This window comes from Streptomyces sp. NPDC014733, assembly GCF_043083385.1.
In the GTDB taxonomy this organism is placed as follows: domain Bacteria; phylum Actinomycetota; class Actinomycetes; order Streptomycetales; family Streptomycetaceae; genus Streptomyces.
Genome location: NZ_JBIBYO010000009.1, coordinates 121,847 through 135,047 on the forward strand (window position 1 = coordinate 121,847; position 13,201 = coordinate 135,047).

The 13,201-nt window shown below is 72.3% G+C and carries 9 protein-coding genes and 1 tRNA gene; 7 read left to right on the plus strand and 3 right to left on the minus strand.

What is annotated here, in order from left to right; all coding sequences use genetic code 11:
• Window positions 1-29: 29 nt before the first annotated feature.
• The 3 genes from ACF1BH_RS21105 to ACF1BH_RS21115 all read left to right on the plus strand — a co-directional run bounded on the left by ACF1BH_RS21105 (window position 30) and on the right by ACF1BH_RS21115 (window position 4,245).
• Window positions 30-950, plus strand: coding sequence for a C40 family peptidase (locus ACF1BH_RS21105; protein WP_391644281.1), 921 nt, complete (start codon window positions 30-32; stop codon window positions 948-950).
• 402 nt (window positions 951-1,352) lie between these two features.
• The gene (locus tag ACF1BH_RS21110) at window positions 1,353-2,735 is read left to right on the plus strand and encodes an NAD(P)/FAD-dependent oxidoreductase (RefSeq protein WP_391644283.1); all 1,383 of its coding nucleotides are present in this window, start codon (window positions 1,353-1,355) and stop codon (window positions 2,733-2,735) included.
• A gap of 199 nt (window positions 2,736-2,934) precedes the next feature.
• Window positions 2,935-4,245: a class I SAM-dependent methyltransferase gene (locus ACF1BH_RS21115; RefSeq protein WP_391644285.1), complete on the plus strand. Its 1,311-nt coding sequence runs from the start codon at window positions 2,935-2,937 to the stop codon at window positions 4,243-4,245.
• Between the two features lie 62 nt (window positions 4,246-4,307).
• On the opposite strand, the gene ACF1BH_RS21120 is transcribed toward ACF1BH_RS21115, so the two are convergent.
• Together ACF1BH_RS21120 and ACF1BH_RS21125 are read right to left on the minus strand one after the other, a co-directional pair.
• A complete protein-coding gene (locus ACF1BH_RS21120; RefSeq protein WP_391644287.1) occupies window positions 4,308-6,833 on the minus strand; it encodes an ABC transporter permease in 2,526 nt (841 codons plus the stop codon).
• Window positions 6,834-6,880: 47 nt separating this feature from the next.
• Complete coding sequence (locus tag ACF1BH_RS21125; protein WP_391644289.1) at window positions 6,881-7,663, minus strand: ABC transporter ATP-binding protein; 783 nt, start codon at window positions 7,661-7,663, stop codon at window positions 6,881-6,883.
• A gap of 501 nt (window positions 7,664-8,164) precedes the next feature.
• On the opposite strand from ACF1BH_RS21125, the gene ACF1BH_RS21130 reads away from it, so the two are divergent.
• The 4 genes from ACF1BH_RS21130 (at window position 8,165) to ACF1BH_RS21145 (ending at window position 11,583) form a co-directional block, all read left to right on the plus strand.
• A tRNA-Leu gene (locus ACF1BH_RS21130) sits at window positions 8,165-8,246 on the plus strand.
• A gap of 650 nt (window positions 8,247-8,896) precedes the next feature.
• The gene (locus ACF1BH_RS21135) at window positions 8,897-9,988 is read left to right on the plus strand and encodes a Vms1/Ankzf1 family peptidyl-tRNA hydrolase (RefSeq protein ID WP_391644291.1); all 1,092 of its coding nucleotides are present in this window, start codon (window positions 8,897-8,899) and stop codon (window positions 9,986-9,988) included.
• 204 nt (window positions 9,989-10,192) lie between these two features.
• A complete protein-coding gene (locus ACF1BH_RS21140; RefSeq protein WP_391644293.1) occupies window positions 10,193-11,020 on the plus strand; it encodes a Bax inhibitor-1/YccA family protein in 828 nt (275 codons plus the stop codon).
• A gap of 242 nt (window positions 11,021-11,262) precedes the next feature.
• On the plus strand, window positions 11,263-11,583 hold the full coding sequence (locus ACF1BH_RS21145; RefSeq protein ID WP_391644295.1) for a hypothetical protein: 321 nt from the start codon (window positions 11,263-11,265) through the stop codon (window positions 11,581-11,583).
• 40 nt (window positions 11,584-11,623) lie between these two features.
• Here the strand turns inward: ACF1BH_RS21145 and ACF1BH_RS21150 are convergent, their stop codons facing one another.
• Window positions 11,624-12,574, minus strand: coding sequence for a hypothetical protein (locus ACF1BH_RS21150; protein ID WP_391644297.1), 951 nt, complete (start codon window positions 12,572-12,574; stop codon window positions 11,624-11,626).
• Between the last annotated feature and the right edge of the window lie 627 nt (window positions 12,575-13,201).

Genomic DNA, 13,201 nt, shown 5'->3' on the forward strand with positions numbered 1-13,201 from the left:
GCCGGCGCTCAGGGAAAGGCAGGTCACGCATGCGGACACCGGAATTCACCGAGGAGGCCCCGGCCGACTGCTCGTGCGACTTCTGTACGGGGGTCCAGGCCGTCGACGCGTACGGCGGCCACCGGCCGCGGTGCACCGTGCGCGGCGCCGTCGCCGCGGCGGTGGGCGCCGCGGTACTGGTCGGCGCGGGCGCGGGCACGGCGAGCGCGGAACCGGCGCCGAGCCACGCGGGCTGGGACGGGACGAAGTACTGGTTCAAGAACGGCGCCGGTCAATGGCGCTGGACCAGCTACAAGTGGAAGTACGAGAGCTACACCGGCAAGAGCGGCAGCAGTACCGCCCGCCCCCCGGCCGCCTCCCGCCCCGCCCCGTCCGCCGGGCACAACAGCTCGCCGACCTTCCGCGGCCGGTCCGGCTGGGACGCCGTCGACCGGGTGTACTGGTACCGGAGCAGCGGGCACTGGTGGTGGACCAGCCACCGGAACATCTACGAGGCCCGGACCGGTAAGGCCGGCTCCGCCTCCGCGGGCTCCGGCAGCTCGGGCAGCTCCGGCGCCGGCTCCGCCGGCAAGGGCACGCCGTCGCGGCACGGCACCGAGGCCGCCATCGGGTGGGCGATGAGCCAGCTCGGCAAGCCGTACGCCTGGGGCGGCAACGGGCCGCACTCCTACGACTGCTCCGGCCTGGTCCAGCAGGCGTACCGGCGGGCCGGTATCTCGCTGCCGCGGGTCGCCGACTACCAGTACCGCGCCGGGAAGCCGATCGCCCGCTCGCAGCTGCGCCGCGGCGACCTCGTCTTCTGGTCGTCCAGCGGCTCGTCCTACGGCATCCACCACGTGGCGATCTACCTCGGCAACGGCCAGTACCTGGAGGCGCCGCGACCGGGGAAGAACGTCCGCGTCTCGTCCTTCTCCTTCTACAACCCCAACATGTACGCCCGCGTCGGCTAGTTCGCGGGGTGTACGCCGCTGCCGGGCCCGGGGCGAAGCCGCTCCCGGGCCCGGCAGACGGTCCCCGGGAAGAAAGTTCGTGAAATCCTTCACATGAAAAAAGTGCCGGATGGGCGAAGAAACCGGCCGTCCGGCCCTCATTCGAAGGTCCTAGGCCCCTTGTGAGCGGGGAATGTGCGGCTTCGGGCGGGGGGAGTGCGGCCCGGCCCGACCGGTGGTCCAGTGGCCGGCGCACCCGCAACGCCTGATCAATGGGGGTCACCAACGCCTCGCGTGGTCCGGTGGTTCCCCGGGGGTGCTATGGCGTCGGTCACGGCGGCGGCGGAGTGTAGCAGATGCCCCTACGAACCTTGTGAAGGGGCTCACGAGCAGCCCCCCAAGGGGAGGTGGATACTCGATTGCATGAGCACCACGGAGCGTCCCAGGATCCTCGTTGTAGGCGGTGGGTACGTAGGTTTGTACGCGGCGCGTCGCATCCTCAAGAAGATGCGGTACGGCGAGGCGACCGTCACGGTCGTCGACCCGCGCTCGTACATGACGTACCAGCCCTTCCTCCCTGAAGCTGCGGCCGGCAGCATCTCCCCGCGCCACGTCGTGGTTCCGCTGCGGCGTGTGCTGCCCAAGGCGGAGGTTCTCACCGGCCGGGTGACCACCATCGACCAGGACCGCAAGGTCGCCACCGTCGCGCCGCTGGTCGGCGAGGCGTACGAGCTGCCCTTCGACTACCTGGTCATCGCGATGGGCGCGGTCTCCCGTACCTTCCCGATCCCGGGCCTTGCCGAGAACGGCATCGGCATGAAGGGCGTCGAGGAGGCCATCGGCCTGCGCAACCACGTGCTGGAGCAGCTGGACAAGGCCGACTCCACCACCGACGAGGAGGTCCGCCGCAAGGCGCTGACCTTCGTCTTCATCGGCGGCGGCTTCGCCGGTGCGGAGACCGTCGGCGAGGTCGAGGACATGGCTCGCGACGCCGCGAAGTACTACAACAACGTCAAGCGCGAAGACATGCGCTTCCTGGTCGTCGACGTCGCCGACAAGATCCTCCCCGAGGTCGGCCCGAAGCTCGGCGCGTACGGCAAGGCGCACCTCGAAGGCCGTGGCGTCGAGGTCTACCTCAAGACGAGCATGGAGTCCTGCGTCGACGGGCACGTCGTGCTCAACAACGGCCTCGAGGTCGACTCGGACACCATCGTGTGGACCGCCGGCGTCAAGCCGAACCCGGCGCTCTCCCGCTTCGGTCTGCCGCTGGGCCCGCGCGGTCACGTCGACACCGCCGCCACCCTCCAGGTGCAGGGCACCGACTACATCTGGGCCGCGGGCGACAACGCCCAGGTGCCGGACATGGTCGGCCGCCGGGCCGGCAACGAGAACGCCTGGTGCCCGCCGAACGCCCAGCACGCGCTACGGCAGGCGAAGGTCCTCGGCGACAACGTGGTCTCCGGTATGCGGGGCTTCCCGCAGAAGGAGTACAGCCACGCCAACAAGGGCGCGGTCGCGGGCCTGGGCCTGCACAAGGGCGTCGCGATGATCGTCGTCGGCAAGGCGAAGATCAAGTTCAAGGGCCGTCTCGCCTGGTACATGCACCGCGCGTACCACGGCATGGCGATGCCGACGTTCAACCGCAAGATCCGGGTCTTCGCCGACTGGACGCTCGCGATGTTCCTCAAGCGCGAGGTCGTCTCGCTCAGCGCCATGCAGAACCCCCGCGAGGAGTTCTACGAGGCCGCCAAGCCGGCGCCGAAGCCCGCTGCCGAGGCCGACAAGCCGAAGGCCAAGGCTTCTTGATCTCCAGGTCGGCATAGTCCGGCCGGCCCGAAGGGCGTCCGCCATCCGTGGGGCGGGCGCCCTTCGGCATGTCCGCCGTCGGAGCCGTGGCGCGCTTTACCGTCCCCTTACGCGGGAACGGGACTATCCGGGCGCCTGCACGGCGTTTTCGTGGTCGGTGAAAGTGTTTCGCCGACTCGTCAAGACGGAGGTGTGCGACATGGCCGACGCCGCTGGACGGCTCACCAAGCTCGCCGAGGAGGTGCTGGGGGCGAAGCTCCCGGTCCGCATCCGCGCGTGGGACCGCAGCGAGTTCGGCCCTCCGGACGCACCGGTCCTCGTCTTCCGCAACCGCCGGGCACTGCGCCGGCTGCTCTTCAAACCCGGCGAACTCGGCCTGGCGCGCGCCTGGGTCGCCGGTGACCTCGACATCGAGGGCGATCTCTACGAGGCGCTCGATCTGCTGGCCGGTCTCATCTGGGAGCGCGGCACCGCCGCCCCCGCGCCGCAGCGCGCACCCGTGCTGCGGGCCCTGGCGCGGCCCGAGGTCCGCGCGGCGGCCAAGGAGTTGCTGACCCTCGCGGGCGCGCCGCTGCCGCCGTCCCCGCCCGCCGAGGAGGCCCGCACCCGCCGCGGTCCGCTCCACACGCTGCTGCGCGACAAGGAGGCCATCAGCCACCACTACGACGTCGGCAACGACTTCTACGCGCTGGTCCTGGGCCCGTCGATGGTCTACTCGTGCGCCTACTGGGAGAGCCCCGACGCGACGCTGGAGGACGCGCAGCGCGACAAGCTCGACCTGATCTGCCGCAAGCTCGGCCTCACCGAGGGGCAGCGGCTGCTGGACGTGGGCTGCGGCTGGGGCTCGATGGTGCTGCACGCCGCCCGCGAGTACGGCGTCCGGGCCGTCGGCATCACCCTCTCCGAGGAGCAGGCCACGTACGCCCGTAAGCGGATCGCGGAGGCGGGGCTGGCCGACCGGGTGGAGATCCGGGTGCAGGACTACCGCGAGATCCATGACGAGCCGTTCGACGCGATCTCCTCGATCGGGATGGCCGAGCACGTCGGGCGGGCCCGCTACGCCGAGTACGCGAGCGCGCTGTACGCCCTGCTCAAGCCCGGCGGGCGGCTGCTCAACCACCAGATCGCCCGGCGGCCGCTGGCCGACGAGGACACCTACCACGTCGACGAGTTCATCGACCGGTACGTCTTCCCCGACGGTGAGCTGTCGCCCGTCGGCCGGACGGCGGGGGCGCTGGAGGACGCCGGGTTCGAGGTGCGGGACGTCGAGGTGCTGCGGGAGCACTACGCGCTGACGCTGCGGCAGTGGGTCGCCAACCTGGAGGCCCGCTGGAAGGAGGCGGTGCGGCTGACGACGCCGGGCCGGGCCCGGGTGTGGCGGCTCTACATGGCCGCGTCCGCGCTGTCCTTCGAGCGCAACCGCATAGGGGTCAACCAGGTGCTGGCCGTGCGGACGCCGGAGTCCGGGGCCTCGGGTCTGCCGCTGCGCCCCCGCCGCTGGCAGGGCTGAGCCACCGCACGCAGGGGGCCCCGGACCGTACGCGGTCCGGGGCCCCCTGCGTGTCCGGGCGGCTACTCCGCCTTGAGGGCGGTGAGCATGTTCAGCTTCGCCGCGCGGCGGGCCGGCCACAGGGCGGCGACCACGCCGACCAGGGCGGCCAGGGCGAGGAAGATGCCCATCCGGCCCCAGGGCAGAACCAGCTCGTAGGTGTTGAGCGAGGCGGAGATCAGTTCACCGGCGGCCCAGCCGAAGAAGACGCCGAGGCCGATGCCGAGCACCCCGCCGAAGAGCGAGATCACCAGGGACTCCAGGCGGACCATCCGCTTGACGCCGGTGCGGTCCAGGCCGATGGCGCGGAGCATGCCGATCTCCTGGGAGCGCTCGAAGACCGACATGGCCAGGGTGTTGACGACGCCGAGGACGGCGACGATCACGGCCATGGCGAGCAGCGCGTAGAGCATGTTCAGCAGGAGGTTGACCGACTGGGAGATCCCGTCGGAGACGTCCTTCTTGTCCTCGACGGTGAGGGCCGGGTTCTTGCCCAGGGCGTCGATCAGCGTCTGCTTGGTGGCGTCGGTGGCGCCGTCCTTGGTCTTGACCATCACCTGGAGGTCGGTGGCGTTCTTCTGGTGGCCGCCCAGGACGCCGTTGTCGACGACGATCTGGTGGATCATCTCGTTGCCGCGGTAGACGCCGGAGACGGTCAGCGTCTCCTTCTTGCCGTCCTCGAACGTCACCGGGACGCGGGTGCCGACCTTCCAGCCCTTCTCCTTCGCGGTGCCCTCGTCGGCGACGATGCCGCCGGCGGCGAGGTCGCCGAGGGAGCCGGAGGTGAAGTCGAGGCGGGTCAGCTTGCCGAAGTCCTTGCCGTTGACGCCGGTCAGGTAGGCGGTGTGGCCGCCGATCTCGGCCTCGGAGCTGCGCATCGGGCTGATGGCGGTGACCTCGTCGAGGCTGCCGAGCTTCTGCGCCACCTCGGGGGAGAGCGGCGTCAGGCCGGCCATGGAGACGACGTAGTCGGCCTTGAGGGAGTCGACGGCCATCTTGTCGATGCCCTTCTGGACGCTGTTGCCGATCACCGTCAGACCGGTGATCAGGGTCAGGCCGACCATCAGGGCGGAGGCGGTGGCGGCGGTGCGGCGCGGGTTGCGGACCGCGTTCTGCCGGGCGAGCTTGCCGGCGATACCGAACGCGCGCAGCAGCGGTCCGGCCAGGGCGATCAGCGGGCGGGACAGCAGCGGCGTCAGGACGAACACGCCGATCAGCAGCAGCACCGCGCCCAGGCCCAGGACGGCCTTGCCGTCGCTCATGCCGGTGGCGGCCAGGACGGCGGCGACACCGGCGCCCGCGAGGAGCGCGCCGAGGGTGTTGCGGACGACCAGGGACTTGGTGGTGGCCGTGGCGTGGACGCTGTTCATCGCGGCGACCGGCGGGATCTTCGCGGCGCGGCGGCCCGGCAGCCAGGCGGCGAGGACGGTGACGCCGATGCCGACCACCAGCGAGGTGACGACGGTGGGTACGTCGACGACGAGCGGGCCGTCGGGGACGATGGCGCCGGTGCTGTTCATCAGGGCGCGCATCGCGGCGCCGATGCCGATACCGGCGACCAGACCCGTGACCGCGGCGGCGGCGCCGACGACGAACGCCTCGATCAGCACGGAGCGGGTGACCTGGCGGCGGCTGGCGCCGACCGCGCGCAGCAGCGCCAGTTCCTTGGTGCGCTGGGAGACCAGCATGGTGAAGGTGTTGGCGATGAGGAAGATGCCGACGAAGAGCGCGATCCCGGCGAAGCCCAGCAGGCCGGTCTGCATGCTCTCCATGCTCTTGGCGATCTGCTCGGCCTCGTCGTCGGCCAGCTGACGGCCGGTGGTGGCCTCGGCGCCCTTGGCGGGCAGCACCTTGCGGATCTGCGACTCCAGGGCGGACTGCGAGGTGCCCGGGGCGGCCTTGACGTGGATCTCGTTGTACTTGCCGGGGGCGAGCAGCTGCTTCTGGGCGGTCGCGTTGTCGAACAGCGCGAGGCTGCCGCCGGCCGAGACGTTGCCGTCGGTGGTGGTGAAGATGCCGGTCAGCCGGGGCTCGTGGACCGTTCCGTCGAAGGAGATCCGGACGGTGTCGCCGACCTTGTATCCGGCCTCGTCGGCGGTACGGGCGTCCAGGGCGATCTGGGCGGCGCCGTGCGGGGCGGCGCCGTCGCGCATCGGGTAGCGGGCGTCCTTGCCGTCGGCGCCGGGGTAGTAGTTGCCGCCGCGGGTGGCGAAGCCGGTGCCGATCAGCTTGCCGTGGCGGTCGGCGATGGCGGTGAAGCCGGTGACGGTGCCGGTGGCCGAGGCGGCGCCGGGGACGTGGGCCGCCTTGTCGAGCAGCTTCTGGTCGAGGGCGGGGCGGTCGCCGGGGCCGGAGCCGCCGCCGTTGGGCTGGATGGCCACGTCGACGTCGGCGTAGCCCTCCCGGGCGCTGGAGCGCAGCGCGTCGGAGATGGTGGAGGTGAAGACCAGGGTGCCGGAGACGAAGGCGACGCCGAGCATGACGGCGAGGACGGTCATCAGCAGCCGGGCCTTGTGCGCGAGAACGTTGCGCAGGGCGGTACGGAGCATGGGTCAGTAGTCCTGGGGGAGTGGTCCGAAGTGCGGGCGGCAGGGCGTCAGTTGGTGCGGCCCTTGGCGTCGAAGCCCTTCATGCGTTCCAGGACCAGGTCGGCGGTGGGGTCGGGCATGTCGTCGACGATGCGGCCGTCGGCGAGGAAGACCACGCGGTCGGCGTAGGAGGCGGCGACCGGGTCGTGGGTGACCATGACGACGGTCTGGCCGAGTTCGCGGACGGAGTTGCGCAGGAAGCCGAGGACCTCGGCGCCGGAACGGGAGTCGAGGTTGCCGGTCGGCTCGTCCGCGAAGATGATCTCGGGCCGGGAGGCGAGGGCGCGGGCGACCGCGACGCGCTGCTGCTGGCCGCCGGAGAGCTGGCCGGGGCGGTGCTTGAGGCGGCCGCTGAGGCCGACGGTCTCCACGACGCGGTCGAGCCAGGCGCGGTCGGGCTTGCGGCCCGCGATGTCCATCGGGAGGGTGATGTTCTCCAGCGCCGTCAGGGTCGGCAGCAGGTTGAACGCCTGGAAGATGAAGCCGATCTTGTCGCGGCGCAGCTGGGTGAGCTTCTTGTCCTTCAGCCCGGTCAGCTCGGTGTCCCCGATCCGGGCGCTGCCGCCGGAGATCGTGTCCAGCCCGGCCATGCAGTGCATCAGCGTCGACTTACCGGAGCCGGAGGGGCCCATGATCGCGGTGAACTGCGCCTGGTGGAACGTGACGGAGACGGCGTCGAGGGCGACCACCCGGGTCTCCCCCTCTCCGTAGACCTTGGTGAGATCCGTCGCGCGGGCGGCCGCCGCGGTGGTGCGGGTGGCGGTGGGGACGCCGGAGGGGATGGTGGTCACGGAAGCGTGCTCCTCGTCGAAACGGTGCGGCGGACGGCCGCGGCTGGGGACCTTTCCATCGTCGGGGCGGGGACTCCCCGGAACGTCAGACCGGACGCCCGACCTGGGCCCGACCTGGGGCGTATCGGGTACGAGGGCCGTCATCCCTGGGGATGAGGGCCGTCCCTGAGACGGCCGGCCGGCCGCGGGGCGCGGGAGGAGGGCGGGGCGGGCCGGGCGCCGGGTGTCCGGCCCGGTGGGATTGGTGCCGGAGTGTCGGCCGAGCACATATCGGGGCGGGTTGGCGAGGCGGTACGGCGACTTTCCGTCATTTCGGGGCCCGAACGTGTTTCAGGACGTTACGCCGGAGGTGCGCCACAGGCATGTGACAACAGCCCGAGGTAGTGGCTGACGCACCCTCAGTTGCCAATAAAATAAGACAACCTCGGGAAGAGCGGCCGGGGGCCAGGTGGCCTGCGGGCTACGCTCGTGCTGCCTCTGTGGGGGCATGGGGGAGTCCACGCCCGGATGGTGGAATGCAGACACGGCGAGCTTAAACCTCGCTGGCCTTCGGGCCGTGCCGGTTCAAGTCCGGCTCCGGGCACTTCCGGCATTCGGCCGCCCGTTCCGAAGGGTTTTCCCGGACCTTGCGCCGTGCCGCACCTACCCTGACACATCCCGTTCACGCTCCGCTCCGGCGGGGCGCGCCCGCCGCCGCCCGCCGCCGCGTTCTCCCTGTCCGGACGGCCGGTGTACGGCGGGAGGCGGCCGTACCGCCGGGCGCGTCGCCCCGTGCGGCCGGACGGACCCGGCGTGCTTCCGGAGAAATGCGGCAGGCGTTTGCGAGCCGCCCCTCCCTTCCCGCGGCCCTTTCCGTGACCGTGTGAATCCGTAGGGTCACGACACGGTGTGCGGGCTTTGTGGCCGTGTCGCGATCCGGCGCCGGATAACGGTCCGGAGGTCGTGTCCGGGTGATTTCCCGGAGGTGTTCCGCGGTATTTCGCATTCGCTCGTTCCGGGGAATTCGCCGCCCCGCCGACCGGATTTCGCGCGCCCGCGGAGAACCGCGGCGCGGGCCCGGCCGGAGGTGCCCGCCGGATGAGGGCGGTGGTGTGCGGCCGCCGAATTCCGGCTGGACGGCCCATCCGGGGCGCGGTCCGTGCGCCGGGTCGCCGGGACTCCTGACGCCGCGCCAACCATGCGTATGGTGACCTTTTGTTGCATTTGAGCGTATTGAGGATGGTGGCTTACGGCATGGAACTCTCCTTCCTGCGTCCCCTCTACGCGGAGGGGGCCCCGGTCGCCTCGGTGTACCTCGACACCACGCGCGCGGTGCCCGACGCGGACGAGCGGATCGCCACCCGCTGGCGGACCGCGCGGCGCACGCTGGCCGAGCAGGGCGCCGACGACGCGACGCTCGACGTGCTGGACGCCACGGTCGGCGGCGTGCCCGACCTGCCAGGACCCCAGGGCGAGGCGCTGTTCGCCGCCGACGGGCGGCTCCTCGGCGCCTTCACCCTGACCGAGCCGCCCGCCGCCGACCGGGCGCTCTGGGCGCCGGTGCCGGACCCGCTGCTGCTCGCCTTCGACCGCGACCACCAGGTGCCGCACGTGGTCGTCGCGGTCGACCGGGAGGGCGCCGACGTCGAGGGGTACCCGGCCGCCGCCCATGAACCGGCTTTCCGGCGCACCTTCAACGGCAGCACCCTGCACATCACCCGTGTCCGCGCCGGGGCCGAGGCCCAGGCGTCGTTCCACCGGCGCACCGTCAACGTCTGGTCCGAGAACGCCGAGCAGGCGGCGCGGGACGTCCGCGACGCCGTCGACGCGGTGGACGCCGAGGTCGTCATGGTCGCCGGCGACCCGAAGGCGCTCGGGCTGCTGCGGGATCACCTGGGGCCGCCGGCGGAGCGGTTGGTGAAGGTGGGCGGCGGCCGCACCGACGCGCAGTCCCGCGCGGCGCTGCGCGAGGCGGCCGGCGCCGCGCTCCACGAGATTTCGGCCGAGTCCCACCGGGATGCCTTGCGGCAACTGGAGAGCGCACTCGACGGCGGGCAGGCCCTCCAGGGCATCCCGGCGGTGAAGGAGGCGCTCGCCGAGGGCCGGGTGGACACCCTCTACATGGCGCCGCCCTCGGATGCGCCGGACGTCCCGCTCTTCGCCTCGGAGCGCAACCCCCGGGCCCTGGCCACCGATCGGGCGGCCCTCGGTGACGACCCGACGGTCTTCGAGGCGCCCGCACCGCTCCTGCTGCTGCGCGCCGCGGTCCTCGGCGACGCGTCCTTCAGCGAGATCCTGCCGCCGACCCGGTGCACCGACGGCGTCGCCGCCCTGCTGCGCTACTGAGCCGCGCCACGCCCGGGCCCGGCGGCGGTCCGGGGAACCCGCCGCCGGGTCCGGGCACGATCGCGGGCGGCCGTTCGTACTCTTCGTGGTGTAGGCGCGCCCCTGACGGAGGGGGAGAAATCGTGCTCAGGAAGTAGCCCCGCGTCTTTGCCAAGCCATTACTCTTGTGGCGAGGTCGCGCAGGGCGGCCATGGAGGAGTGAGGATGAGGAGCAGCAACCCGGTCTTCTCGCGACGGGGGTTCAGCCGCGACACCGGCTACGCGGGCTTCAACGCGCCGCCGCAGGCCGGGGGCGTCGGAGCCAACCCGTACGCCGGGGCCAACCCGTACGCGCAGACCGCCACCCAGGCACCGCAGTACACCCCGCAGACCCGCCCGATGACGATGGACGACGTCGTCGTCCGTACGGCGTTCACCCTCGGCACGGTCATCGTCGGCGCCGTCGTCGGCTGGCTCTACCTGTCGGACAAGATCGGCTTCGCGATCGGCGCCGGTATCGCCGCGATGGTGCTGGGCTTCATCCAGTCCTTCAAGCGCAAGCCGTCGCCGGCGCTGATCCTGGGCTACGCGGCGCTGGAGGGCCTTTTCCTCGGCGCGCTCAGCGGCAACCTCAACGACCTGCCGAAGATGAACGGCGCGCCGATGCAGGCGGTGCTGGGCACGATGGCGGTCTTCGTCGCGATGCTCATCGCCTACAAGACGCGCATCGTGCGGGTCACCGCCCGCTTCACCCGCTTCCTGATGATCGCGACCCTGGGCTTCGTGCTGCTGTCGCTGGTCAACGTCCTGTTCATGGCGTTCGGCGGCGGTGACGGCCTCGGCTTCCGCAGCGGCGGCCTCGGCATCGTCTTCGGTCTGGTCGGCGTGGTCCTCGGCGCGCTGTTCCTGGCGCTGGACTTCAAGCAGGTCGAGGACGGCATCGCCTACGGCGCCCCGCGTGAGGAGTCCTGGCTGGCGGCGTTCGGCCTGACGACGACGCTGGTGTGGATCTACATGGAGATGCTGCGGCTGATCTCGATCCTGCGCGACTGACGGACGACGGGCTGACGCGCCGTCATCCCGCTGCCCGGCCCGTACGCCGGGACCGACCGTCACGAAGCCCCGTGGGCGACCGCCCGCGGGGCTTCGGCGTACCCGGGCGCGGCGGGCCGGCGGCCACCGGTGGCGCGCCGCTGCCGGACCGCGGCCGCACCGCCTCCGCGGACTCCCCCCGCCGCCCGCCCCCCCCCGGGCGGCGGTGCGCGCCGCCGTGCGCCGTCGCATAGGCTCGCGCCGTGCCTGACGTAACGCCATTGGTCCACGCCGTGGACGCCTTCGCCGACCGCCTCCGCTCGATGCCGCAGAGCACCCTGCGCCGGGGTGCGGCCGCCGACGCGCTCACCCTGGCGAGGGAGTTGACCGCCCGCGCCCAGCGCCTGGAGCGCCCGGGCCGGGAGCCGTACGTACTGCCCGACGCGGGGCTGTTCGCCGCCGGCGACCAGCTCGCCGTCGCCGGGCACGACCTCGTCGAGGCCCTGCGGAACGCGGAAACGGCCTCCGCCGGGGATGTGGCGGAGGCCGTGGCGCGGGTCGGGGAGACGGCGCGGCGCTGGTGAGCCGGGGCGGCGGCCCGTGGGGCGCGCCGCCGACGGCCGGTCAGAGCGAGGCGATGACGCGGTCGGCGAGGAGGTAGACGCTCTCCTGCCGGTCCTCGCCCCACGCGAACGTCAGGGCGTACGCGCCGGCGATGGCGGAACCGCCCAGCAGCACCGGCGCGTGACCGCCCCGCAGCGCCTCGGCGACGCTCTCGGACGTCTCGCGGTGGCCCGGCGTCAGACAGAGGGTGGTGCCGTCGGAGAAGACGTAGACGTCGAGAGTGCCCAGCGGGCCCGGCCGGACGTCGACCAGCGGCACGCTCCGCTCCGCCAGCTCCTCGAGGCGCGCCACCGTGCGCTCGTGGTCGGTGACGGCGGCGACCGGCGTGAAGTCCGGGTGCGAGGGATGCCGGCGACGGGCCGCGGCCAGCTCCGCCGACTCGCCCTCCTCCGCCGCCTCCCACTCGGCGGCCCGCAGCGCGTCCGGCGACTCCGGCGCGGGCTCGACCGCGGTGAACGGTTCCGGCACGGTGAACGGCTCCAGCGCGTCCGGGCCGAGCAGCGGCTCCAGACCGGCCAGGTCCGCCTGGCGGGGCAGGAACGGCCGGGCATCGAACCGGTCGTCCGGCAGGTCGCGGGGGTCCAGCGGGCTCTCCTCGCCGATGCCGGGCACCCCGCCCAGCAGCGACGGGGCGTCCGCGGCGTCCCGGGCCTCCTGGGCGGCCCAGAACGCCCGCGCCTCGGCCAGCTCCCGCTCCCGCTCCTCGGCGAGGGCGTCGGCGACCGCCGCGCGTATGTCCGCCAGCGGTGTCGCCTCGGCCGGGGTCTGCCGGGCCGCCGGGATCGCGCAGACCGCGTCGGCGCGGGCGGAGAGGGTTTCGCGGGTGGTCACCAGCTCGGTGCGTACCTCGGCGAGCTGACGGCGCAGCCCCCGGACGGTGTACAGCGCCGCGGCGCCCACCGCCACGGCGCAGGCCGCGGCCAGGAGCGGGACGAGGGTGATGACGCTCATGCGCTCTCCCCCCGTCGCTCTGCGGTCCCGGCGCCGCGGGGCGCGCGCCCGTCGACGGCCCGGGCCCGGCCGGCGGCCGCGAAGGCGGCCTTACTGGGTTCGCTGCGCTCGCTCACTGGTGTACTCCCATAGCAGAAGGTCTTTCGACTTCTACCTCAGCCTGACGGGCGTCGGCGACCGCACCCAGTGCGCTTTGTACCGAAATGATGGGGGCTTGCGGCCTCATGTGAACGAGTGACCCCTGGCTGACCTGCAAAAACCCTTCGCCGACGGGGCGTTGGTCACAATCCTGGCGGCGATTGGGTAGCGATCTTGTCACCGGGTGACCCACCTCACGCCCGCTTGCCGAGGGTGCCCGCACGACGACGAAGGGTGCGCGGAATCGGGGGAGTTGACCACCCCAATTCCGCGCACCCTTACGAGCGGATCGCGCCGCTGCGGCTCAGCTCAGCCGCTCGCATTCTTGGTCGCGTTCCGCTTCGCCTCCGCTGCGGGCGGGTGCCATCCTCCTTCGTCGGACGGCCCCCACCCTCCGCTGCGGCTCAGCTCAGCCGCTCGCATTCTTGGTCGCGTTCCGCTTCGCCTCCGCTGCGGGCGGGTGCCATCCTCCTTCGTCGGACGGCCCCC